Origin of the sequence: Pseudomonas sp. WS 5078 (assembly GCF_012985745.1) — a bacterium.
Taxonomy (GTDB): Bacteria; Pseudomonadota; Gammaproteobacteria; order Pseudomonadales; family Pseudomonadaceae; genus Aquipseudomonas; species Aquipseudomonas lundensis_A.
Map to the genome: position 1 here is coordinate 225,253 of NZ_JAAQWX010000001.1, position 22,090 is coordinate 247,342.

Annotated in this window: 21 protein-coding genes and 2 pseudogenes; 15 read left to right on the plus strand and 8 right to left on the minus strand. The window is 57.9% G+C overall.

Annotation, left to right across the window (positions count from 1 at the left end):
- Positions 1-9: 9 nt before the first annotated feature.
- Together HBN68_RS01050 and HBN68_RS01055 are read left to right on the plus strand one after the other, a co-directional pair.
- Positions 10-333: a DUF3392 domain-containing protein gene (locus HBN68_RS01050; protein WP_169962189.1), complete on the plus strand. Its 324-nt coding sequence runs from the start codon at positions 10-12 to the stop codon at positions 331-333.
- 97 nt (positions 334-430) lie between these two features.
- A complete protein-coding gene (locus tag HBN68_RS01055) occupies positions 431-1,402 on the plus strand; it encodes an acyltransferase (RefSeq protein WP_169962192.1) in 972 nt (323 codons plus the stop codon).
- 66 nt (positions 1,403-1,468) lie between these two features.
- Here the strand turns inward: HBN68_RS01055 and trmB are convergent, their stop codons facing one another.
- From trmB to HBN68_RS01075, 4 genes are all read right to left on the minus strand, one after another.
- Positions 1,469-2,191, minus strand: a complete 723-nt coding sequence (gene trmB, locus HBN68_RS01060; RefSeq protein ID WP_094991653.1) for a tRNA (guanosine(46)-N7)-methyltransferase TrmB — start codon at positions 2,189-2,191, stop codon at positions 1,469-1,471.
- 9 nt (positions 2,192-2,200) lie between these two features.
- Positions 2,201-2,995: a thiazole synthase gene (locus HBN68_RS01065; protein ID WP_047296120.1), complete on the minus strand. Its 795-nt coding sequence runs from the start codon at positions 2,993-2,995 to the stop codon at positions 2,201-2,203.
- Between the two features lie 62 nt (positions 2,996-3,057).
- Complete coding sequence (thiS, locus tag HBN68_RS01070) at positions 3,058-3,258, minus strand: sulfur carrier protein ThiS (protein ID WP_094991654.1); 201 nt, start codon at positions 3,256-3,258, stop codon at positions 3,058-3,060.
- Between the two features lie 81 nt (positions 3,259-3,339).
- Positions 3,340-3,711, minus strand: coding sequence for a DUF423 domain-containing protein (locus HBN68_RS01075; RefSeq protein ID WP_094991655.1), 372 nt, complete (start codon positions 3,709-3,711; stop codon positions 3,340-3,342).
- A 77-nt stretch (positions 3,712-3,788) separates the two neighbouring features.
- On the opposite strand from HBN68_RS01075, the gene mtgA reads away from it, so the two are divergent.
- The 5 genes and pseudogenes from mtgA to HBN68_RS01095 all read left to right on the plus strand — a co-directional run.
- On the plus strand, positions 3,789-4,511 hold the full coding sequence (mtgA, locus tag HBN68_RS01080; RefSeq protein ID WP_169962545.1) for a monofunctional biosynthetic peptidoglycan transglycosylase: 723 nt from the start codon (positions 3,789-3,791) through the stop codon (positions 4,509-4,511).
- Positions 4,512-4,669: 158 nt separating this feature from the next.
- Positions 4,670-4,822, plus strand: a pseudogene (locus HBN68_RS22080) (IS630 family transposase); the annotation flags it as partial.
- Between the two features lie 253 nt (positions 4,823-5,075).
- Positions 5,076-5,642, plus strand: coding sequence for a hypothetical protein (locus tag HBN68_RS01085; RefSeq protein WP_169962194.1), 567 nt, complete (start codon positions 5,076-5,078; stop codon positions 5,640-5,642).
- Between the two features lie 363 nt (positions 5,643-6,005).
- Positions 6,006-6,365: an IS66 family insertion sequence element accessory protein TnpB gene (gene tnpB / locus HBN68_RS01090; protein ID WP_262373368.1), complete on the plus strand. Its 360-nt coding sequence runs from the start codon at positions 6,006-6,008 to the stop codon at positions 6,363-6,365.
- 19 nt (positions 6,366-6,384) lie between these two features.
- Positions 6,385-6,783: pseudogene (locus HBN68_RS01095) on the plus strand (transposase); the annotation flags it as partial.
- Between the two features lie 67 nt (positions 6,784-6,850).
- Here HBN68_RS01095 and rpoH read toward each other — a convergent pair.
- The 4 genes from rpoH to ftsY form a co-directional block, all read right to left on the minus strand.
- Entirely contained in the window at positions 6,851-7,705 is an 855-nt protein-coding gene (gene rpoH / locus HBN68_RS01100; protein WP_047279197.1) for an RNA polymerase sigma factor RpoH, read from the minus strand.
- Between the two features lie 113 nt (positions 7,706-7,818).
- Positions 7,819-8,841, minus strand: a complete 1,023-nt coding sequence (gene ftsX, locus HBN68_RS01105) for a permease-like cell division protein FtsX (protein WP_169962196.1) — start codon at positions 8,839-8,841, stop codon at positions 7,819-7,821.
- Positions 8,838-9,509, minus strand: a complete 672-nt coding sequence (gene ftsE, locus HBN68_RS01110; RefSeq protein ID WP_169962198.1) for a cell division ATP-binding protein FtsE — start codon at positions 9,507-9,509, stop codon at positions 8,838-8,840. Before ftsE ends, ftsX begins: the two co-directional genes overlap by 4 nt.
- Complete coding sequence (gene ftsY, locus HBN68_RS01115; protein WP_169962201.1) at positions 9,506-10,981, minus strand: signal recognition particle-docking protein FtsY; 1,476 nt, start codon at positions 10,979-10,981, stop codon at positions 9,506-9,508. The genes ftsE and ftsY overlap by 4 nt, the downstream gene beginning before the upstream one ends.
- A gap of 355 nt (positions 10,982-11,336) precedes the next feature.
- Here ftsY and HBN68_RS01120 point away from each other — a divergent pair, with 355 nt between their 5' ends.
- The 8 genes from HBN68_RS01120 to HBN68_RS01155 all read left to right on the plus strand — a co-directional run bounded on the left by HBN68_RS01120 (position 11,337) and on the right by HBN68_RS01155 (position 22,083).
- Positions 11,337-12,692, plus strand: a complete 1,356-nt coding sequence (locus tag HBN68_RS01120) for a pitrilysin family protein (protein ID WP_169962203.1) — start codon at positions 11,337-11,339, stop codon at positions 12,690-12,692.
- Positions 12,685-14,175, plus strand: a complete 1,491-nt coding sequence (locus HBN68_RS01125; RefSeq protein WP_169962205.1) for a pitrilysin family protein — start codon at positions 12,685-12,687, stop codon at positions 14,173-14,175. Before HBN68_RS01120 ends, HBN68_RS01125 begins: the two co-directional genes overlap by 8 nt.
- On the plus strand, positions 14,175-14,783 hold the full coding sequence (gene rsmD, locus HBN68_RS01130) for a 16S rRNA (guanine(966)-N(2))-methyltransferase RsmD (RefSeq protein WP_094991662.1): 609 nt from the start codon (positions 14,175-14,177) through the stop codon (positions 14,781-14,783). Before HBN68_RS01125 ends, rsmD begins: the two co-directional genes overlap by 1 nt.
- A 194-nt stretch (positions 14,784-14,977) precedes the next feature.
- A complete protein-coding gene (locus HBN68_RS01135; RefSeq protein WP_169962207.1) occupies positions 14,978-16,231 on the plus strand; it encodes a pitrilysin family protein in 1,254 nt (417 codons plus the stop codon).
- 101 nt (positions 16,232-16,332) lie between these two features.
- Positions 16,333-17,679, plus strand: coding sequence for a pitrilysin family protein (locus tag HBN68_RS01140; RefSeq protein ID WP_169962210.1), 1,347 nt, complete (start codon positions 16,333-16,335; stop codon positions 17,677-17,679).
- The gene (locus HBN68_RS01145) at positions 17,672-19,105 is read left to right on the plus strand and encodes a pitrilysin family protein (RefSeq protein WP_169962212.1); all 1,434 of its coding nucleotides are present in this window, start codon (positions 17,672-17,674) and stop codon (positions 19,103-19,105) included. The genes HBN68_RS01140 and HBN68_RS01145 overlap by 8 nt, the downstream gene beginning before the upstream one ends.
- Before the next feature lie 94 nt (positions 19,106-19,199).
- Entirely contained in the window at positions 19,200-20,546 is a 1,347-nt protein-coding gene (locus tag HBN68_RS01150) for a pitrilysin family protein (RefSeq protein ID WP_169962214.1), read from the plus strand.
- Positions 20,539-22,083 carry a pitrilysin family protein gene (locus tag HBN68_RS01155; protein ID WP_169962216.1) on the plus strand — a complete coding sequence of 515 codons (1,545 nt, stop codon included), beginning with the start codon at positions 20,539-20,541 and terminating at the stop codon, positions 22,081-22,083. The genes HBN68_RS01150 and HBN68_RS01155 overlap by 8 nt, the downstream gene beginning before the upstream one ends.
- Positions 22,084-22,090: the final 7 nt, after the last annotated feature.

Sequence of the window (22,090 nt, forward strand, 5' to 3'; positions counted from 1 at the left end):
GGAAATCGAATGGACTTGGTACTCGACCTGCTTGCCACGGTATCGCGCTGGAGCCGCAGCCACCTTTCAGAGATCTCTCTGGCATTGATTGGCTGTTTGCTGGTGCTATTTGGCGCTGACTTCAAGAGCTGGGTCGAGCAACGTCTGGGCAGTATCGCCGGTGCCTTGCGCGTCCCGCTGATGGCATTGCTGTGCCTGATCGGTAGCGGCGCAGCATTGATCTACGCAACGCCGTGGGTCGAGCGCGGCCTGAGCCAGTTCAACAACTACAGCCTGGCGCCGGTACTGGTTGTGGTGCTGGTGCTGATCGGCGTGGTGGCTGATCGTCGTTAACACGTGACTGGCAGCGATGGCCGGGGTGTCGCAACCCCGCAGAAAGCAGCAGATTGTGGGCTACGCTTGGGTATCGCTTGATACGTGAGCCCTGCCCATGCCGAAGCTTTTGAATGGCAATCTTGATGCGCTGAAAGTGGTGTTGGCGATCAGTGTCGTTGCACTGCACTGCAAGGTACTCGGCGGCAATGACACGGCCGTCGGTTACATGCTGGGCAACGGGCTGTTTCGGGTCGCGGTCCCCGTCTTCTTTATCATCAACGGCTACTACCTGTTCCACACCCTCAACGAAGGCCACTCATTCGGTAAGTGGTTCAAGCGCGGACTGTGGATGTACCTCTTCTGGATGCTGGTCTACAGCCCGTTTTACGTCGACCCTGCGACGCTGGGCTCTCTAAAAGGCGTGCTCGGGATCATCAAGTCGTTGCTGATCGGCTATTTCCACCTCTGGTATCTGGTGGGCATGCTCGGCGGTGGACTGATGCTGTATGCACTGCGTAAAACGTCGACTCAGCGGCTGGTCACACTGGCCCTGATCGCCTATATGATCGGCCTGACGCTGCAATATGCGCGTGTTTATTACGTGCTACCCAACCCCTTCCTGCAACACTTCAATCAAAACGACTATGCCGCCCGTAACTTCCTGTTCATGGGTTTCCCGTTCATGTGCATGGGGTTTGTGTTTGCCAGGCATCAGGTCGCACAAACAGTGAAACGCCCTTGGGTGTGGGGCTGGCTGGTGGCCGGTACGGCACTGATGCTGACCGAGTCGTACATCAATTACTCGCTGCGGGCCAATCCGCAGGTGTATTTCGACTTCATGTTTTCATTGCCCATTCTCACCCCCGCCTTGTTTCTACTGGCGTGCGTGTATTTTCGGGCGTCCACCCGCAACACTGCGGCCAAGGTGTCTTCGGCGGTGTATTACATCCACCCGATGTTTATTTTGGGGGCACTGGCGGTCGGCATGGCGTACGGCAACCTGCTAGCGCTCGTGGTCATCGCCCTGGCGCTGGCAGCCGCCCCGGTGCTGATTCTGCTGAGCAAACGCGTAAGGTTTGTTTTGTGATGCAGTGCGACGGACGTCGCCTAAAGAAACTGGCCCCCGAACGGAGGCCAGTCATTGAAAAACGGCTTAGGCCAGTTTTTCGAACTTCAAGTCCCACACGCCGTGCCCAAGGCGTTCGCCGCGGCGTTCGAACTTGGTGACCGGGCGCTCAGGAGGGCGCGGTACGCAACGGCCGTCTTCGGCCAGATTGCGGTAACCCGGTGCCACGTTCATGACTTCCAGCATGTACTCGGCATAGGGTTCCCAGTCGGTGGCCATGTGCAACACACCGCCTGCCTTGAGCTTGGAACGCACCAGTTCTGCGAACGATGCCTGCACAATGCGACGCTTGTGGTGGCGACTCTTGTGCCATGGGTCCGGGAAGAACAGCAACAGACGGTCCAGGCTGTTATCGGCTACACAGCGCGTCAAGACCTCGATGGCGTCGCAATCGTACACACGCAGATTGGTCAGGCCCTGTGTCAGCACGCCATTGAGCAATGCGCCCACGCCCGGACGGTGAACTTCAACCCCGATAAAATCCTGCTCCGGCGACGCTGCCGCCATCTCCAGCAGGGAATGCCCCATGCCAAAGCCGATTTCCAGCGTACGCGGCGCAGAACGGCCAAAGACCTGATCAAAATCGACCGGCGCATCAGCCAGTGGCAAAACGTACAACGGCGCACCTTGATCGAGGCCGCGTTGCTGACCTTCAGTCATGCGCCCGGCGCGCATGACAAAGCTCTTGATGCGACGGTGCTGGCGATCTTCGCCTTCTTCCGGGGTTGGGGTATCGAGTGGTTCAGTCATCAGGGGCTCTTACTTGATCAGACCATCCAGCGGCGAGGAGGCGCTGGCATAGAGTTTTTTCGGCATACGACCGGCCAGATAGGCCAGACGACCTGCCTCAATGGCGTATTTCATGGCCTGGGCCATGAGGATCGGGTGCTGGGCATTGGCGATGGCCGAATTCATCAGCACCGCTTCGCAGCCCATTTCCATGGCGATTGTCGCGTCGGAGGCCGTGCCCACGCCCGCGTCCACCAGCACCGGAATGTTGGCTTCTTCAAGGATGACCCGCAGGTTATACGGGTTGCAGATGCCCAAACCGCTGCCAATCAGGCCAGCCAGAGGCATCACGGCCACGCAGCCCATGGCTTCAAGCTCACGGGCGATGATCGGGTCATCACTGGTATAAACCATCACGTCGAAACCTTCCTTGACCAGTACTTCAGCGGCCTTAAGGGTTTCGATCACGTTGGGAAACAGGGTTTTCTGGTCGGCCAGCACTTCAAGCTTGACCAGGTTATGGCCATCGAGCAGCTCACGGGCCAGACGGCAGGTGCGCACCGCTTCAATGGCGTCGAAGCAGCCGGCCGTGTTCGGCAAGATGGTGTAGCGGTCTGGCGGCAACACATCGAGCAGGTTCGGCTCACCGGGGTTCTGACCGATGTTGGTGCGACGCACGGCGACCGTAACGATTTCAGCACCCGAGGCCTCAATGGCCAGGCGGGTTTCTTCCAGGTCGCGGTATTTGCCCGTGCCCACCAGCAAACGAGACTGGTAGGTACGGCCGGCCAGGGTAAACGGCTTGTCGCTGCGAACATTGCTCATCGGTAAACCTCTTGAATGTGGATTATCAGTGGCGCTGCGGGGAAGGAACGTCGGCCCGAGGGCTAGCCGCCACCGATGGCGTGGACCACTTCGACCTGATCGCCCTCTTTGAGCACAGTTTCTGCGTGCTGGCTGCGCGGGACGATGTCCAGATTCAGCTCAACCGCCACCCGACGTCCGGCCAATTCACGACGCGCCAAAAGGCCTGCGACGGTCTCGCCATCCGGCAGTTCAAAAGATTCACCGTTCAACTGAATGCGCATGCGCGACGCTGCCTTCATTTTTAGGGGGCCAGCATTCTAGCCCGATCCGTCAGGTCGACCCAAGCCATTCATCTTGCGCCCTCAGCTCAGGCGCCAGGCGGCCAGTCCCAGACACAGCCAGCCCGCCAAAAAAGCCACGCCGCCAATGGGGGTGATGATCCCCAGCTTGGCAATACCGCTCATCGTCAGCAGGTACAAACTCCCGGAAAACAACACAATTCCCAGCGCGAAACAGAAGCCTGCCCACGTCACCAGGCGGCTTTGCAACTGGGTTGCCAGCAACGCCACGCCCAACAGTGCAAGGGTGTGCACCAGTTGATAGGTCACGCCTGTATGAAAAATAGCCAGGTATTGTTCGGTCAAGCGGCCTTTCAAACCGTGCGCTGCAAAGGCGCCCAGCGCCACACCGGTGAATCCAAAGAACGCAGCCAACATTAGAAAAACGCGCAGCATGGGGCACTCCCGTCAGGGTCATCGAATAGCACAGGGTCTGTATAATGGCCCGCTCAACGGGTTCGGCCAAGCCATCTATGCTGCGTTTACTGGTTCATCGTTTGCTCAAAGCCCTGCTGTGGTTCGCTGCCGGCAGTGCATTGCTGGTGCTGATTTTCCGCTGGGTGCCACCGCCGGGCACTGCGCTGATGGTAGAGCGCAAGGTTGAATCGTGGTTCGACGGCCAGCCCATCGACCTGCAGCGCAGCTGGCGGCCATGGGACGAGATCTCCAATGACCTGAAAATCGCCGTAATTGCCGGCGAGGACCAGAAATTTGCCGAGCATTGGGGCTTTGACGTGAGTGCCATTCGCGCCGCGTTCGAGCACAACGAGCGCGGAGGCAAGTTGCGCGGAGCCAGCACCCTTAGCCAGCAAGTGTCCAAAAACCTGTTTCTATGGTCAGGCCGCAGTTGGCTGCGCAAGGGGCTGGAAGCCTGGTTCACTGGGCTGATCGAAGTCCTGTGGCCCAAGCAACGGATTCTTGAGGTTTACCTCAACAGCGCCGAGTGGGATGACGGCGTGTTTGGCGCCGAAGCCGCCGCACAAAACCATTTTGGCGTGAGCGCTGCCCGGTTGAGCCGTCAGCAGGCCAGCCAATTGGCCGCGGTATTGCCGAACCCGCGCAACTGGAGCGCCGGTCGCCCATCTGCGTATGTGAGCACGCGTGCGGCCTGGATACGCCAGCAAATGCGTCAATTGGGCGGGGACAGTTATCTGGACACCCTGAACAACTCACGCCAGGCGCCGTGGGCCATGTAGCCCCTGACTGGTGGCCTGAGCGGTTAATTCATTTTCCGACAGGCAACGATATACGATTCGCTCAATGTCATGTATCGGTTATACGCATCCCCCGGCCAGCTTCTCCCTTCACTTTATCGCCCTCTGATCTCATTACCCTGCAAGGTTGGATGAGGGGCGTGGCCGATTTTAAAACGGCTATCCCTGAATTTATCGAAGCTTATAACGAGCACTCAGCCAAATCCTTTAAATGTAACAAAACGGCTAAGAGCATCATCAGCCCGGTGCATAAAGCAATGCTGAGGGCGATCAGTAATACGTTAATTGCTTAACCGCTCAGGCCACTAGCGGTGAAAAATTACAGGTACAACAGAGACCTCTTCCTTCATCCCGGCATGCGTCAGATTTTTCTGTAAAAGTATGAGGCTATTAGATTCACTGGGTTCTTGACTTGTTATTCATGATTCTTTTATTAGTCTTTGATTGTAGTGACTGACATGACGAATTATTCGCGTGAGTGACTACAACCCTTTAAGGTAATTAAATATTTAATCAAGCGGCGGAGCCGTTTGAATGGAGAAACACATGAACGGAATCAATAACAATCCAGCACTATTTGGCAATGACTCTATCGGCGATGATGACAATGACTGGGAGGTTCTCGACGAGAATGGTGAGTGGGTGGATGTCTTAATCGAAAATTTAGATATGAATGAAAGAGAGGAGCTACGAAAGGGCTTTTCCATTAAGTCCAAGCCTACACGTAAAAAAACAACGGGTGGCGGAGGCCATACTGGCGGTGGGGTGATAGGCCGGGGGCTGAGTGCTGTGGCTAAAGAAGTGTTGAGAGGCTTGATAGAACCTGTAGCTACGGGCTTGATAATCGATGCGATTACAGGTGATGAGAAGTTGGATCATCCTGCGGGCAGCAAACCGAACGATGATGGTACTACTACGTATCCTGACGGATCGATAGCCCAAAAAGATAACACTATTGTGCATCCAGACAAGGCTGTATCTGCCCCTAATGGTTTAAAAACATACCCTGATGGCCGAGTCTTTAATAAGATTACAGGCGTGATGAAATATCCAGATGGCATCGAAGTGCAAGGCGTGAAGAGTGGCGACAACTGGACTTTTCCTAACGTTTAACTTCTACGAGGTAGCCCTATAATATCCGCCGCCCGCCCCGATTACTGTAATGCCCGGCCAGTTTCTGCTCAGGTCATGCGGTTAATCTGGCGGCATACGTCGCATCCGGCGCCATCATCTTCAGTGCCTGATGCCTCTTGGGCTCTGCCAGATTGAAGTACACCTAGGCACTGTACGGAATGTATCTGCGCTCGAATATGCGGCGTTGAAAACATCTCGTACAGACCTTAAGGAAGCGCCAATCAATTTGCCGCATCTGCGCGGCAAATTGAAAAACGTAAGCGATCCATCATGCCCACATTCAAACGCCGCAAGCTAAAGTCTGATGCTGTGCTCCCGATTTCTTTCTGGAGCCCATTCGCCATGATGCATCCCGACGCAAAAGTCGAAAAAGTGTATCTGTACCCCAAGCCATTCGACTTCCGAAAGTCCATCGACGGCCTGGCTGCCCCGGTCGAGTTGGACATCAGGGTCGCCGTCTTCAACCCCGTGCTTTTCGTCTTCCTTAACAAACCACACAACCGCGTGAAGATCTTGTACTGGGAGCGCAATGGAATCTGCCTTTGGCTCAAGCGCCTGGAGTCCGAGCGTTTTAAAATATCGCCTGACGTGACGGACGAAGCGATTGTCCTGACCGTCCAGGAACTCAACTGGATGCTCGACGGTTTTGACCTTTGGCGTAACCGTCCTCATCAGGTATTGACGCCGCGATTCGTGGCCTGATTCGGTATAAACCCAGGGCATGATTTTGATGCCCAAAGATCTTCCTGACGACCCTGCGCTGCTTAAGCAATTGCTCGAACAGATGCTTGAGCGCGAAACGAACAGGGGGCGCATTGTTAATCTGGAAGAAGGAAAGGCGCTGCTACGCCAGTGTTGGTTCGGGCGAAAATCCGAACAAACAGATCCTGCGACACCTCGGTTGGCCCTGTTCAACGAGGTAGAAAGGATCGTCGAAGCTATCAATGAAGACTCTGAAAAAGAGGTCGTAGCCCCCATCAACCGCCGTGGCAAGCGCAAGCTACTGCCTCTCGCTCTGCCGCGCATCGAAGTCATCCACGAACTGCCCGAGTATTAACTGACATGCGCCTGCGATTGCCGTAAACACGCCATTGGCGCGGAAATCAGCGAACAACTTGAGCAGCACCTCAGCGTTATGCGCAAACAAAAACGCCCCGACTCAGCGGGGCGTTTTTTTGTCGGCCGATTTACGCGGCAATCGACAGTTTGAGCTTGTTCATCGCACTTTTTTCAAGCTGACGAATACGCTCGGCAGACACGTTGTACTTTTGTGCCAGGTCATGCAGCGTGGCTTTCTCTTCAGCCAGCCAGCGCTGATAGAGAATGTCGCGGCTGCGTTCGTCCAGCACTTCCAGCGCTTCGTGCAGGTTGCTGGTGGAGTTATCGGTCCAGTCAGCATCTTCCAGTTGACGCGCCGGGTCGTAGCGGTGGTCTTCCAGGTAGTTGGCTGGCGACTGGAACGCACTGTCATCGTCAGCTTCTGCAGCCGGGTCGAACGCCATGTCATGGCCGGTCAACCGGCTTTCCATCTCACGCACTTCGCGAGGTTCAACGCCAAGGCTCTCGGCCACGCGATGCACTTCGTCGTTGTTCAACCACGCCAGACGTTTTTTCTGACTGCGCAGGTTGAAGAACAATTTACGCTGGGCCTTGGTGGTCGCGACTTTCACGATCCGCCAGTTACGCAGGATGAACTCGTGAATTTCGGCCTTGATCCAGTGCACAGCAAACGACACCAGACGCACACCCATTTCAGGGTTGAAGCGTTTTACCGCTTTCATCAGGCCAACATTGCCTTCCTGGATCAGGTCGGCCTGTGCCAGACCATAGCCCGAATAACTACGAGCAATGTGTACTACAAAACGCAGGTGGGCGAGCACCATCTGCCGAGCCGCCTCAAGATCCTGCTCATAATAGAGACTCTCGGCCAGTTCACGCTCCTGCTCCGGCGTCAGCAGTGGAATGCTGTTCACGGTGTTTACGTAGGCCTCAAGGTTCGCACCAGGGACTAACGCATACGCAGGTTGCAAAGAAGTGGTCATACGAAAAACCTCCGACTCACATAACTCGTGCAGTTCAGCACTGCGAAAATTGACCGGGAACCACAAAAAAAAGTTCCCACATAAGCTGAAAAGGTCAACAGGTAAAAATGAAACTACTTGGGTGAAAGCTCACGTAAATGCCGTGCTACCGCAATCCATGCACCGATATACCCTAACAGTACCGCGCCAAGCAAGAGCGACAGACCGTCGGCAACAGGCACGCCCGCGAGGGCAAAATCGCTGCCATAAAGCCCGGCCAGCCCGACAACCGCGTCATTGAGCCAGTTCAGGCCGAAAGCCAAAACGCCCCACGAAAGTACACCGGCACCAAAGCCATAAAGCGCGCCCATGTATAGAAACGGCCTACGTACATAGCTATCAGTACCGCCGACCAGCTTGGTGACTTCAATCTCGACCCTGCGGTTCTCAATATGCAGCCGAATCGTATTACCGATAACCAGCAGCAGGGCTGAGACCAGCAGCACCGTCAAACCAAATACAAACCGGTCACCCAATTTGAGGATGGCCGCCAGACGCTCAACCCAGAGTAGATCAAGTTGTGCCTGTTGCACCTTCGGCAATTCCGAAAGTCGCTCCCGAAGGGCTTCAAGTGTGGCTTTATCGACCTCATTCGGGGTCACCAGCACCACACCCGGCAACGGGTTGTCCGGCAGCTCTTTAAGGGCTTCGCCCAGCCCTGACTGCTGCTGAAACTCTTCGAGGGCTTGTTCGCGACTGATAAATTCAGCATCCGCGACACCCGCCATACCTTTTATCTGATTGCTCAGTTGCGCGCCCTGATCGCCTGTGGCGTCCATCTGCAAGTACAACGAAATCTGTGCTGCGCGCTGCCACGAACCTCCCAGGCGCTCGACGTTGTTAAGTAACAACGACAATCCCATGGGCAAGCTCAGCGCCACGGCCATCACCAAACAGGTAAAGAAGCTACCGATCGGCTGCTTCCCCAAACGTCGCAAGCTGTCGAGCAAACTGGCGCGGTGCGCATCGATCCAGGCGTGAAACAACATGCCAAACGTCGGCCCGTCGTCTTCATCGTGCTTCTTCTTCGGCGGCTGCGGTTCGGCGGCCTTGGGCGCTACGCGCTCCGATACCTTTGGGCTGCGTGTTGCACTCATTGCCCGGCCTCCCCGTCGCCGATCAATCGCCCGCGCTGCAGGGTCAACATGCGATGACGCATACGTGCGATCAGTGCCAGGTCGTGGCTGGCAATCAATACGCTGGTGCCCAAACGGTTGATGTCTTCAAATACGCCCATGATTTCCGCCGCCAGACGCGGGTCGAGGTTGCCGGTGGGTTCATCGGCTAGGAGCAATGCTGGGCGATGCACGATGGCGCGGGCAATACCCACGCGTTGTTGCTGGCCCGTGGACAAGTCACCGGGGTACAGATCGGTTTTATCCGAAAGCGATACCCGCTCAAGCGCCGAATCAACGCGCTTGAAGATTTCAGCCTTGGACAACCCCTGAATCTGCAACGGCAAGGCGACGTTGTTGAAAACGGTGCGATCAAACAGCAACTGGTGGTTCTGGAACACCACTCCGATCTGACGCCGCAAGAACGGAATCTGCGCGTTGCTGATCTGGCTCAGGTCCTGCCCGGCCAGCAGCAACCTGCCGCTGGTGGGGCGCTCCATGGCCAGCAAAAGCCGCAGTAACGTACTTTTGCCCGCGCCGGAGTGACCCGTGACAAAAAGGAATTCGCCACGGCGGACCCGAAAGCTCAGCTCGTGCAGGCCCACATGTCCATTTGGATAGCGTTTACCGACCTGCTCGAAACGAATCATGGACGCTCCCGCTCCGCAAACAGAGCCTGGACAAAGGGTTCGGATTCAAAAGTGCGCAAATCATCGATGCCTTCACCAACACCAATAAAGCGGATCGGGATACCGAATTGCTTGGCCAGGGCGAAGATCACGCCGCCTTTAGCCGTACCGTCCAGCTTAGTCAGGGCCAGACCGGTCAGCGCGACCGTCTGATTGAATTGTTTGGCCTGACTGATGGCGTTCTGGCCTGTGCCCGCGTCGAGCACCAACAACACCTCGTGCGGCGCGTCTTCGTCGAGCTTGCCGATCACGCGGCGCACTTTTTTCAGTTCTTCCATCAGGTTGTCTTTAGTGTGCAGACGCCCGGCAGTGTCCGCGATCAGCACGTCAATCCCGCGCGCCTTAGCCGCTTGTACGGCGTCGAAGATCACCGAGGCGGAGTCGGCACCGGTGTGCTGTGCAATCACCGGGATGTGGTTGCGCTCGCCCCACACTTGCAACTGTTCAACCGCCGCGGCACGGAACGTATCGCCCGCTGCAAGCATGACCTTCTTGCCTTCAAGTTGCAGTTTCTTCGCCAGTTTGCCGATGGTGGTGGTTTTACCCGCGCCATTAACGCCGACGACCAGAATCACAAACGGCTTGTTTTGCGATTCGATTTTCAGCGGCTGTTCAACCGGCTTGAGCATGGCCGCCAACTCGTCCTGCAAGGACTTGTACAGCGCGTCGGCGTCAGTCAATTGCTTGCGCGCAACTTTTTGAGTCAGGTTCTTGATGATCACCGACGTGGCTTCGACACCCACATCAGCCGTCAGCAAGCGTGTTTCAATTTCTTCCAGCAAGTCATCATCGATGGCCTTTTTGCCCAGGAACAGGCTGGCCATGCCTTCACCGATGCTGGCGCTGGTTTTCGACAGACCTTGCTTGAGACGGGCAAAGAAACCGGTTTTGACTTCAGGAGCAGGTTCGGCTTTCGGGGCTGGAACCTCAATGACTGCGGGCGGCGTTTCAACTACCGGGGCAGACACCGGTGGGGACGCAACCACAGCGGGTTCGACCACAGGTTCGATGACGGGCTCGGGTTCCAGCTCTGGCTCAAGGGCAGGCACGGTCTGCTCAAGCACTTCGACCACGGGTGGCGCTGCGATCACAGGCTCTGCGACCACCTCGATTTCCGGCGCCGGAATGGGCGGCACGGTGTGCGGCGCTTGCACGTCGTCAACCAATGCCACCGGCTCTTCGGGGACGGGCAAAGGCGGCCAGGGTTCAGGAGCGGCCTTCGGCTCGACAACAGGCTCGACCACCCGCACGTCTTCAGGGGTGGGCGCCACGCTCACCGGCGCGGCTTCGATCAAGGTCTCGGGCGCGGTCTCGGGGGCCGCATCTGGCTGTTCAACGACGGCTTCCTGCGGCTTTCTGCGCAACCATCCGAACAGGCCTTTTTTCTCGCCAGCCTTGGCTGGGTTCTTCTTGTCGTCGTTGGAACCAAACATGGAGGACGGCTATCTCATCGTAGCGAAGCGCCACTGTGGCGCCCCGGCAAATAATATTCGGTGTGAAAAAGACTGTATTTTTGTCAGCTCGTTCGCACACAACTTAGACGCGGGGTAAAAAACACCTGCGAAACTTCGTCTTTACTCGGATCTGGATCGGGAAAATCGGCAAAATTGCGAAATTTACCGGGATACATCCACACTTCCAAGCGGGCTCCTATACTGCCCGATCAAACGTCGTCTGATCGTCAAAGGCTTGATAGGCGTGGCCGCCAGTAAAACGGATCAGTATCCTAGCACCTCCTCACCCGCAGACGCTAAGGCCAAGCGGGCAGCCCTACAGGTTTAAAAACGAATGAATGCTCTAGCCCGCCGCGCTGCTGGCCTGTTGCTCAGCACAGTTTGCCTTCCACTTTCGGCCTTGGCAGCCGAGCCGCAACCCACCCATGAGTTCCGTCTGGACAATGGCCTTAAAGTCATCGTTCGCGAAGACCATCGCGCGCCGGTAGTGGTGTCGCAGGTTTGGTACAAGGTGGGTTCCAGTTACGAGACACCCGGCAAGACCGGCCTGTCCCATGCCCTTGAACACATGATGTTCAAAGGCAGCAACAAGGTCGGCCCCGGTGAAGCTTCGTTGATCCTGCGCGATCTTGGCGCCCAGGAAAACGCTTTCACCAGTGACGACTACACCGCGTATTACCAGGTTCTGGCCCGCGACCGCCTGGGCGTGGCCTTCGAACTTGAAGCCGACCGCATGGCCAGCCTGCGTCTGCCGCCCGAAGAGTTCAAACGCGAGATCGAAGTCATCAAGGAAGAGCGCCGTCTTCGCACCGATGACCAACCCATGAGCAAAGCGTACGAACTGTTCAGCGCCATGGCCTACCCGTCCAGCGGCTACCACACCCCGACCATCGGCTGGATGGTGGACCTGGAGCGCATGAGCGTCGCCGAACTGCGCGCGTGGTACGAAGAGTGGTATGCACCGAACAACGCCACGCTGGTGGTGGTCGGGGATGTGACCCCGGACGAAGTCAAAGCGCTGGCACAGCGTTATTTCGGCCCGGTGGTCAAGCGTGAAATACCGATCGCCAAGGCCCCGCTTGAACTGCCGACCCCCGGCGAGCGACTGCTCAAGGTGCATGTTCAAACCCAACTCCCGAGCCTGATGATGGGGTTCAACGTGCCGAGCGTGTCCACCGCCAAAGACCCGGTCACGGCCAACGCCCTGCGCCTGATCTCCGCCCTGCTGGACGGCGGCTACAGCGCGCGCATGCCGACTCAACTGGAACGCGGTGAAGAACTGGTCTCCGGCGCTTCGTCGAGCTACGATGCGTTCACCCGCGGCGACAGCCTGTTCCTGCTCAGCGCCATGCCCAACAGCCAGAAGAAGGTCACCATGGCTCAGGCCGAAGCTGGCCTGTGGCGTTTGCTCGACGACCTGAAAAAGACGCCGCCAACCCCTGAAGAACTGGAACGCGTTCGCGCTCAAGTGATCGCGGGGCTGGTTTACGAGCGTGACTCGATCACCTCGCAAGCCACGTCCATCGGCCAGCTCGAAACCGTTGGTTTGTCCTGGAAGCTGATGGACACCGAGCTGCAAGACCTGCAAAAAGTGACCCCGGCCGACATCCAGCAAGCCGCCCGCACCTATTTCACTCGCGACCGTCTGAGCGTTGCGCACGTACTGCCCGAGGAGAAAACCCATGAGTGAGCGTAAAGGTCCCCGCTACGCCCTGCTCGGCTTGAGCGCCGCTGTTCTGGTCGGCGCACTCGGCTACTATTTCGCCAGCCCGCCTGAGTCTGTGGCCAGCCCGGCGCTGGATAACGCCAAGACCGAGCACAAGCTGGAGTCGCTGGCCGAACTGGACGGCAAGGCGCCCAGCCACCGCGCCATGAATGTACAAACCTGGAAAACCGCCGAAGGCGCCAAGGTCCTGTTTGTGGAAGCGCGCCAGTTGCCGATGTTCGACCTGCGCGTGACCTTCGCCGCGGGCAGCAGCCAGGACGACAACACCCCGGGGCTGGCGCTGCTGACCAACGCCATGCTCAATGAAGGCGTTGCTGGTAAAGATGTCGGCGCAATCGCCCAAGGGTTTGAGGGTCTGGGAGCCGACTTCGGCAATGGCGCCTATCGCGACATGGCTGTAGCTTCCCTGCGCAGCCTGAGCGACCCGGCCAAACGCGCCCCTGCATTAAACCTGTTCGCTGAAGTGATTGGCAAACCGACCTTCCCCGCCGACTCGCTTGCCCGCATCAAAAACCAACTGCTGGCCAGCTTTGAGTTCCAGAAGCAGAACCCCGGCAAACTGGCCAGCGATGAGCTGTTCAAGCGCCTGTACGGCAACCACCCGTATGCGCACGCCAGCGACGGCAATGCAGAAACCGTGACGTCAATTACTGTCGACCAGCTCAAAGCCTTCCACAACAAGGCTTATACGGCGGGCAACGCCGTGATCGCGATCGTCGGGGACCTGTCGCGCGAAGAAGCCCAAGCCATGGCCGCCCAGGTATCGGCCGCACTGCCAAAAGGCCCGGCACTGCCAAAAACCGTGCAGCCGACCGAACCCAAGCCGGGTGCAACCCACATCGAGTTCCCGTCCAAGCAAACCCACTTGCTGCTGTCGCAGTTGGGAATTGACCGCGACGACCCGGACTACGCAGCTCTCTCGCTGGGTAATCAGGTGCTCGGCGGTGGCGGTTTCGGAACGCGACTGATGACTGAAGTGCGCGAGAAACGCGGCCTGACCTACGGCGTGTACTCCAACTTCAGCCCGATGCAGGCCCGTGGCCCTTTCATGATCAACCTGCAAACCCGCGCAGAGCTGAGCGAAGGCACTCTCAAACTGGTGCAGGACATCCTCGCTGACTACCTCAAAGAAGGTCCGACGCAAAAAGAACTCGACGATGCCAAACGTGAACTGGCAGGCAGCTTCCCGCTGTCCACTGCCAGCAACGCTGCCATCGTCGGCCAACTGGGCGCAATGGGCTTCTACGATTTGCCTTTGGACTATCTCGAAACCTTCATGCAGCAGTCCCAGAACCTGACCACCGAGCAGGTCAAGGCCGCCATGAACAAGCACCTGAGCGCCGACAAAATGGTCGTGGTGACCGCCGGCCCAACCGTGCCGCAGAAACCACTGCCGCCTCCAACCGATAAACCTTCAGAGCAACCTCTTGGGGTTCCGGAGCATTAATGGCAAAGCCTAAAAACACATCGCACTCGGGTGCGGGTCAGTTACGCATCATTGGCGGGGAGTGGCGCAGCCGCAAGCTCGACTTCCCGCACGTAGAAGGCCTGCGCCCTACACCCGACCGCGTACGTGAAACCCTGTTCAACTGGCTCGCGCCCTACATCGGCGGCGCCAAGGTACTGGACGTATTTGCCGGCAGCGGCGCCCTGTTCCTCGAAGCCATGTCCCGCGGCGCTGCCAAGGGCGTGGCGCTGGACAGCAGTCGCGATGCGATTTCCAACATCCGCGAGAACATGGGCATCCTGCGTTGCACCGTAGGCCAGGTGCAGCAGACTGACGCCCTGCGTTATCTGGATGCCACCCCCAGCGACATGTTTGATGTGGTATTCCTCGATCCGCCGTTCCACAAGGACCTGCTCAAGCCTGCCTGCGACTTGCTGGAACAGCGCGGCTGGCTGGCAGACGAGGCATGGGTCTACACCGAAAGCGAAGTGCGGCCTTCGGAACTGGGATTACCTGCCAACTGGCGCCTGCACCGCGAGCAAAAAGCCGGGGGCGTGAACTACGCCCTGTGGCAGCGTGAAGCGGCTCAGGTGCCTGCGCAACCCTAAGCGCCACTGACCTCTGTGCAGTCGCTGCCGTCCATGGCGGCAACGACTGCATGTCACCTTCGTGTTGCCACTGCCCCTATCTATATACCGCCCTGCCTTCCCGGCAACCTCGCATTCTGTTGGTTCTACCCGATCACTCTCTTTACGTGCGCATCTGCACCGATCGGCGTTATCCAAGCAACGGAATGTGAACCATGACCTCTACCCCTTCAAAACCGACTTACACCTACACCCTGGACAACGGTCTGCACGTCGTTGTGCGCCAGGATCAGCGCACCCCGTCGATCTGCGCCTCACTGTTCCACAAGGTGGGTACCGACCATGAACGCCCGGACCAGCGCGGTCTGGCTTACTTGGCCGGTGGCGCAACCTTCAAGGACAAAGCGCTGGAGAAGCAGATCGGCGCCGTAGCCAACGGTTGGCTTGATTACCACCTCAGCACATACAGCCTTGAGGCACCGCGGGCCGAACTGCAATCGGTTCTGGAATTACTGGCGGGCAGAATGTCGACGCCGGTACTGACCCAGGAGCGCCTCAATAAAGGCATTCTGCGCACTCGAGAACTGGAATTGAGTGAACCGTACTTCACTTCGGATCACTGGATCAGCCCGGAATTCGAACAGCTGATTTTTCCCTCGGCTGGCAAGGTCTACAAATTCGGAAACATCGATCACCTTGAGCGCATGACTGTCGCGGATGTACTGCGCTGGCATGAAGAGGGCTACGCGCCCAACAATTCGATTCTGGTCGTGGTTGGCGATATCACCCTTGAGGAAATTCAGCCTTTGGTCCAGCGCATGTTTGGCAGCGTTCCCCGCTTCAATGGCTTCACCCCGATAGAACAGCCTGCCAGCCACCCCCTTGGCGATGAACGCAGGCTCACTCAATACCTCGATACACCGAGGCCGCGCTTGCTACTGGCCTTCAATACCCCCGGCCTGGCCACCGTCGAAGACACGCGCGACATGCGCGCCTTGCAAGTGATCAGCGCATTGCTGACCAAGGGCCCGCAGGCCTGGCTCCCGAACAGGTTGTCCGGGGGCGCGGACACCCTGAGCAGCGTGATCGGCCGCTTTCCGGGCTATCGCTTGAAAGATGATCTATTGCTGATCAGTGTCACCCTCAGCGAACACTCGTCAGCCTCGATCGAACAGGTTGAGCTGGAGATAAAACAGCTGCTGGAAATACTCAAAAATCACGCCGTGGATACAGACACGTTGTGCTACGGCCGACAACAGGCCCTGGCCTACCTTAACGATCTGGACACCCTGGAGATGCAAGCCTCGGTGATCGGCAACCTGCTGGCCATCGGTCAACCCTGGACGCTGATCGATGACGAAGCCCAACAGATAGATAGCATCACGGCCGATGACATTCAGCGTGTGGCAAACACGTACTTCACACCGCAACGCTTGAGTGTGGCGCACATCCTGCCGCGCACCTCCTGAGCCCTATCGAGCAAGGCGCGCTACCTATATACCGCCTTGCCGCATTCGGGTTGATCCACCCTGTTCTGACCTACAGACAGAACACTCAAGGATCCTCCCGGATGAAACTTCCGCTCTTGGGTCGCTGGCTTATCGCCTTGTGGTTTCCAGCGACCGTTCATGCCCATTCACACCCTGTTACCCACGTTTTCACACTCGACAATGGCCTGAAGGTCGTCGTCCGCGAAGACCACCGCGCACCCGTGGTGGCATCCCAGCTTTGGTACAAAGTCGGCGCCAGCTATGAGCAAGAAGGGCAAACAGGTTTGTCCCACGCGCTGGAACATATGGTCTTCAAAGGCAGCAGCAAGTTACCTGAAGGCCAGGCCTTGAAGGTCTTTGATTCGCTGGGCGTCAGTCACCAGGCAACCACCCGTCCCGATGCCACGTTCTACACGCAGTTACAGGCGAAAAACCGGCTGGCGTTGTCGCTTGAAGTGCTTGCGGACCAGATGCGCAGCGCACGCTGGAGCGAACGCCAGTTACAGACCGAATTACAAGTCATCCAAAAGGAACGGCTGGCGACCGTCGACCACAACCTGTGGAATGTGATCAACGAACGGCTCAAAACCACGGCCCATGTAGCAAGCACGTATAAAAACCCGGTTCTGGGCTGGATGCATGACATCAAGCGTCTGCCCAACCCGGCACTCACCCAGTGGTATCAACAGTGGTACGCGCCCAACAATGCCGTTCTGGTCATCGTCGGCGATGTCACCTTGGCGCAGGTCAGGGAGGTGGTCACTGAACATTTCGGCGCGCTGGCCGCACGCACACTGCCCACGGCAAAGGCTCCCATCGAGCTGCAACGCCTTGGTCGACGCGGGCTTTACCTGGGCCTTCCCAGCCCCAATGGCAAACTGGCGATCGCGTTCAACGTGCCCAGTTTGAAAAGCGCGAAAGACCCTCAAACCGCCTTTGGCCTGCTGTTGCTCAACGAGTTGCTGGCCAGCAGCAACAGCTCGCCCCTTAAGGTACGCCTGCTCCATCAACAAGGGCTGCTGGCAGGTGCTTACTCCCATTACGACTTGTTGAATCGCGGCGATGGCCTGCTCAGGTTGTGGGCTGAAGTCAGCCCGTCCGGCACGCACACCCCACACGACATCGAGCGCCTGATCTGGGCGCAGTTGGAGGCGCTCAAGACCACGCCGGTCAGCACTGACGTCCTGGAGCGCGCCAAACGAAGGATCGTCACCAAGCGCCTCTACGCCCACGATCAGATCGAAAAACAGGCCAGTGAAATGGGCGAGCTGGAAAGCATCGGTCTGCCGTGGTCCACCCTAGACGCGCAAGCCCAGAACCTGAACGCACTGACTGCGGCCGATATTCAGCGTCTGGCCCGCACCTTCCTCACTGAAAACCGCTACAGCGCCGTTTACCTGCCAGGGCCGGAGAAAAAAAATGACTGACCTGAGTCCGACGCCAACGCGTTCCTCCCGCCTGCGCACAGCACTGTCGGCGCTGATCGTGAGCCTCACCCTGAACGCCGCCGCACAGGCGCTTGAGCCTGTGTCTTCGAGTTTGAAGACCTTGCAACGCCTTGATGACAGCCAAATCGCCAACCGCCCGCTGAAGATTCGCGCCTGGAGAACCCACGAAGGCACCGGCGTGCTTTTTATCGAAACCCGGGAGGTTCCTGTCGTGGACATAAGCGTGCGCTTCTCTGCGGGCAGCAGCAGGGACGACGACATGCCGGGGCGAGCCGCCATGACCTTGAAACTGTTGCATCAAGGGATTGACGGTAAAGACGCCCAAACCCTTGCCGACACCTTCGATCAACTGGGCGCTCAACTGACATCTTCTGTGGATAAAGACGAAGTGCGCGTGAGCCTGCGCACCCTGAGCGACCCGCACACCCGCAGGGCTGCCGTGGAGCTGTTCACACAACTGGTCAGTAAGCCGGCTTTTACCTCAGCGGCCACCGAGCACATCAAGGCAACCGCACTTAACGAACTCAAGCTGGCCCGGCAAACTCACGCGTCTGCCACCCAACAGGCCCTGCATGCACAGCTGTACGCCGGTCACCCTTACGCGAGTGCGCAGGCAGGCAACGAGCAGAGCATCGCGCAGATTGAGGTTGAACACCTGCAAGCCTTCCATCAAAAGGCCTACAGCGCCTCGAATGCCTTGCTGGTGATAGTGGGCGACATCTCGCCGGACGACGCCACAAACCTGAGCATCGCCGTGGGCCAGGCATTGCCCCAAGGGCCAAAACTGGCAGCAGTCCCGCTGGCTACGGGCATTGCAACACGACCTGGTCATGCGCACGTCGAAGCGCTTTCCGGCCAGACCCACATCATGCTGGCGCAGCCCGGCGTACCGGCCAACCATCCCGATTACGTTGCACTGCAAGTGGCCAGCCTGCTATTCGGTGGTTCCGGCAATAATCGCCTGATCAATGAGTTACGCCATAAACGCGGGTTGACCTACAGTGCAGCGTCAGCCATGCCGCTGTGGGAGGCGGGTGGCCCCTGGACCATCAGCTTGCAAACCGATCCCGCTCTGCAAGACGCCACGATCAAGCTTGTCAAAGAGGTCTTTGAGCAGTGGTCGCGCGAAGGTCCGACCGAACAGGAGCTGGCCGACGTCAAGCGACGGCTGGCGGGCAACCTGCCGCTGACCAGCGCCAGCAACGCGCAAATGCTGGAACAGTTGCTGATCATCGGCGCACACGGGCTACCCCGGAACTTCGACGCGCTGGTCATGCAAGCGCAACAGCTGACGCCTCAGCGCATCAAAGCGGTCATAAACCGCTACTTAAAGGCCGATCAATGGGTGGTGACTAGCCTAGGCCCCACGACGGCCCAACGCCCTTTACCCGCCCCGGCGCCCTGACGTCTCGGCGCCGATCATTGCGTAGTTATGTAACGCACGGGCAGCAAGCGTTTGACTCAACCTGTCCTGACGAACAATCGTCAGGACACCCACCATGAGACCACTCCTCGCCGCACTGGTACTCGGCGTCATGTTGCAACCACTGCTGGCATTCGCCAGCCGCCCTCCTTCGATCCATGAGTTCTTGCTCGACAACGGCCTGAAACTCATTGTTTACGAAGACCACCACGCCCGTCTGGTTCACTCCCACCTGTGGTACCGCATTGGCTCGAATCAGGAAGGTCCCGGCCAGACAGGCCTCTCACATGCTCTGGAACACATGCTGTTCAATGGCAGCAGCAAGCTGTGTTCGGGCGAGTCCGACCAGATTCTGCAAAACCTGGGCGGCAGTGAAAACGCCACGACCCTGAATGACGCGACCCTGTACTTTCACACCCTGCCGCCGTACGCCCTGGGGGTAAGTTTTGAAATATTTGCCGACCAAATGAGCACTGCGCACCTGTCAGCGGCCCAATGGAGCGGCGAGCGTGAAGTCATCAAAAACGAACGCAGCGAATCGTTTGAGAATCACCCTGTCAGACGCGCACTGGAAGTGCCACGGCGACTGGCGCTGCCTGCAAGCGCAGCGGGCAACCCGATAGTTGGATGGCGCCATGACCTGGATCGCCTGCACCCCCATGACCTTGAGCATTGGTATCGCAGCTGGTACGCCCCTAATAACGCCGTGCTCATTGTCTCGGGCGATGTGGACCCAAAGCAGGTCAAACAGCTGGCCGAACGTTACTTCGGGGCCATTGCGCGACGGCCTTTGCCCTATCGGCCTGCCCCTATCGAGTTGTCTACACCGGGGGAACGCAGCATCACGCAATACCTGCCTCACCAACTGCCTGTGCTCTACATGGCTTTCAATGTTCCCGGTCTGAAGACTCAAGCCGACCCTAGGACCGCCCCGGCGCTGGAGTTGCTCAGCGAGTTGCTGGCAGGCGCAAACAGCGCACTGTTAAACGTTCGATTAGCGCGCAACGAAGGACTGGTGAGTGGCATTACCGTGCATTACAACGCAGTCAGCCCCGGCGATGAATTGTTCAGCATCACTGCATTGCCTGACCTTGAGAGCGCCACCTCCATTGAAGCGCTCAAAACCCGGATCATGGTCCTTCTCGACGAATTGAGAACAACCCCGCCCAGTCAGCAAGACCTTGATCGCGCACGTATTCAGATTATGGCGCGACGGGTATTCGATCAGGACGAGCTGCTCAATCGGGCGCTGCTCCTGGGCGAACAGGAAATGGCCGACGTGCCCTGGCGCGCTGAACAGGCGAGGCTCGACACCCTGAAGTCCATAACGCCCCAAGACCTCCAGCGCGTGGTGCAACGCTTCCTCGTGACAGATCGATTAACCACCGGCTACGCGCTGCCAGAGGAGATGCCCCATGAATAATCCCAACGCCTTTACTCGTTGCGCACTGGCCTGCCTGATTACACTGCTGAGCATTGCCTTGTGTATTGGCAACTATCTGCAAGCTGCACAGAATCCTGCGCCCTCGCTGCCTTTGCAATCGCTGCGCGAACTGTCAGAACCCGAAACCGCCCCCAACGCCCCGCTGATCCAGGCCTGGACACTCAGGCAAGGCACCCGCGTACTGTTTGTGGAAAATCACAACCTGCCGATGATCGACCTGAAACTTACCTTTGCCGCTGGCAGTTACCACGATGGCGATACGCCGGGGCTGGCCGCCATGGCCCAAGCGCTTTTCGGAACGGACTCGGCCGTGAAACAAGCAACTGATATTGCCCGGGAATTCGACCGCTTTGGGGTCAAAATCACCCGCGGTATCGACACTGAACACAGCTACTACACGCTCAGAAGCTTGAGCGAAGAAGCGATCTTTGCACCGGTGATGGCCCTGTTTACCGAGACCCTCTCACGCCCCAAATTCAGTCAGGAAAACCTGCACAGGATCAGGCATGCACTCGAAACAGACCTCAAGCTCCTGCAATCACTCCCTGAGTCGCGAGCGCTAACGCTACTCAAAGAAACACTGTACGTCGATCACCCGCTGGCGCGCCCGGTGAATGGCACCCGCGAGAGCCTGCAACGCATTACGGCCAGACAGCTGCGCGACTTCTATCGTCGTGCCTATACCGCAGCGAATGCGCAATTGGTGATAGTGGGCGACCTCACGCCCGAGCAGGCGAAATTGCTCAGCCAACAGTTGGCAGACACCCTGCCCCAAGGCCCGGCACTGTCAGTACCGCCGGGGTTTACTGCGCCGGCCCACCACGGCAAACAGCTGCACATTGAGGAGGATGCAAGTCAGACAATGCTGATGATGATGCAAAACGCCCTGCCCAATCAGCACCCCGACGCCATCGCCATGTATATCGCCAACGTGGTGTTCAACCACGTGCTCAATGCTCAGTTGCGCGAGAAATACAGCCTTACCTATGGCGTGCTTTCCGATATCGAGCATGCGCGGGGCGCGACTGGCTGGCTGATCCAGTTCAGCGTTGCGCCTCAATACAGCCGCGAGGCCATGGCCCTGACCAAAACGCTGTTTGCGCAATTTCTCAAGGAAGGCCCCAGTGAAGAACAACTGAACACCCTTAAAAAATACCTGCGCCGTGCGTTGCCCCAATTGATGGCCACCAACAAAAATTTGCTGAACGAACTCGGGGTGATCAACCGTTTCGATCAACCGTTGGACTTCACTTACAAAACCGCTGAAATTCAAAACATGACCACTGAACAGATCAAGGCGGCCATCAATCGACACCTCGATGCTGACAGCTGGGTGAGCCTGACACTCGGCCCCAGTGCTGAACAACAGCCCTTGCCCGATACCAGCAGCCACGCGGCCAACGCTTCTATGACCTGCAATTCGACCAATTGGGCAAGCGCGGGTCAGCACACACTGCTTGGGCACCGGTCCATGTTGTGGCAACTTAAGCACACCCCCACCCCTGTCACCGATTGAGAACTTA

What these genes read in the sequence shown, in the direction of transcription:
- HBN68_RS01050 (WP_169962189.1), top strand. Translation starts at nt 10, where the DNA reads ATGGACTTGGTACTCGACCTGCTTGCCACGGTATCGCGCTGGAGCCGC.
- HBN68_RS01055 (WP_169962192.1), top strand. Translation starts at nt 431, where the DNA reads ATGCCGAAGCTTTTGAATGGCAATCTTGATGCGCTGAAAGTGGTGTTG.
- trmB (WP_094991653.1), bottom strand. Translation starts at nt 2,191, where the DNA reads ATGACTGAACCACTCGATACCCCAACCCCGGAAGAAGGCGAAGATCGC.
- HBN68_RS01065 (WP_047296120.1), bottom strand. Translation starts at nt 2,995, where the DNA reads ATGAGCAATGTTCGCAGCGACAAGCCGTTTACCCTGGCCGGCCGTACC.
- thiS (WP_094991654.1), bottom strand. Translation starts at nt 3,258, where the DNA reads ATGCGCATTCAGTTGAACGGTGAATCTTTTGAACTGCCGGATGGCGAG.
- HBN68_RS01075 (WP_094991655.1), bottom strand. Translation starts at nt 3,711, where the DNA reads ATGCTGCGCGTTTTTCTAATGTTGGCTGCGTTCTTTGGATTCACCGGT.
- mtgA (WP_169962545.1), top strand. Translation starts at nt 3,789, where the DNA reads ATGCTGCGTTTACTGGTTCATCGTTTGCTCAAAGCCCTGCTGTGGTTC.
- HBN68_RS01085 (WP_169962194.1), top strand. Translation starts at nt 5,076, where the DNA reads ATGAACGGAATCAATAACAATCCAGCACTATTTGGCAATGACTCTATC.
- tnpB (WP_262373368.1), top strand. Translation starts at nt 6,006, where the DNA reads ATGATGCATCCCGACGCAAAAGTCGAAAAAGTGTATCTGTACCCCAAG.
- rpoH (WP_047279197.1), bottom strand. Translation starts at nt 7,705, where the DNA reads ATGACCACTTCTTTGCAACCTGCGTATGCGTTAGTCCCTGGTGCGAAC.
- ftsX (WP_169962196.1), bottom strand. Translation starts at nt 8,841, where the DNA reads ATGAGTGCAACACGCAGCCCAAAGGTATCGGAGCGCGTAGCGCCCAAG.
- ftsE (WP_169962198.1), bottom strand. Translation starts at nt 9,509, where the DNA reads ATGATTCGTTTCGAGCAGGTCGGTAAACGCTATCCAAATGGACATGTG.
- ftsY (WP_169962201.1), bottom strand. Translation starts at nt 10,981, where the DNA reads ATGTTTGGTTCCAACGACGACAAGAAGAACCCAGCCAAGGCTGGCGAG.
- HBN68_RS01120 (WP_169962203.1), top strand. Translation starts at nt 11,337, where the DNA reads ATGAATGCTCTAGCCCGCCGCGCTGCTGGCCTGTTGCTCAGCACAGTT.
- HBN68_RS01125 (WP_169962205.1), top strand. Translation starts at nt 12,685, where the DNA reads ATGAGTGAGCGTAAAGGTCCCCGCTACGCCCTGCTCGGCTTGAGCGCC.
- rsmD (WP_094991662.1), top strand. Translation starts at nt 14,175, where the DNA reads ATGGCAAAGCCTAAAAACACATCGCACTCGGGTGCGGGTCAGTTACGC.
- HBN68_RS01135 (WP_169962207.1), top strand. Translation starts at nt 14,978, where the DNA reads ATGACCTCTACCCCTTCAAAACCGACTTACACCTACACCCTGGACAAC.
- HBN68_RS01140 (WP_169962210.1), top strand. Translation starts at nt 16,333, where the DNA reads ATGAAACTTCCGCTCTTGGGTCGCTGGCTTATCGCCTTGTGGTTTCCA.
- HBN68_RS01145 (WP_169962212.1), top strand. Translation starts at nt 17,672, where the DNA reads ATGACTGACCTGAGTCCGACGCCAACGCGTTCCTCCCGCCTGCGCACA.
- HBN68_RS01150 (WP_169962214.1), top strand. Translation starts at nt 19,200, where the DNA reads ATGAGACCACTCCTCGCCGCACTGGTACTCGGCGTCATGTTGCAACCA.
- HBN68_RS01155 (WP_169962216.1), top strand. Translation starts at nt 20,539, where the DNA reads ATGAATAATCCCAACGCCTTTACTCGTTGCGCACTGGCCTGCCTGATT.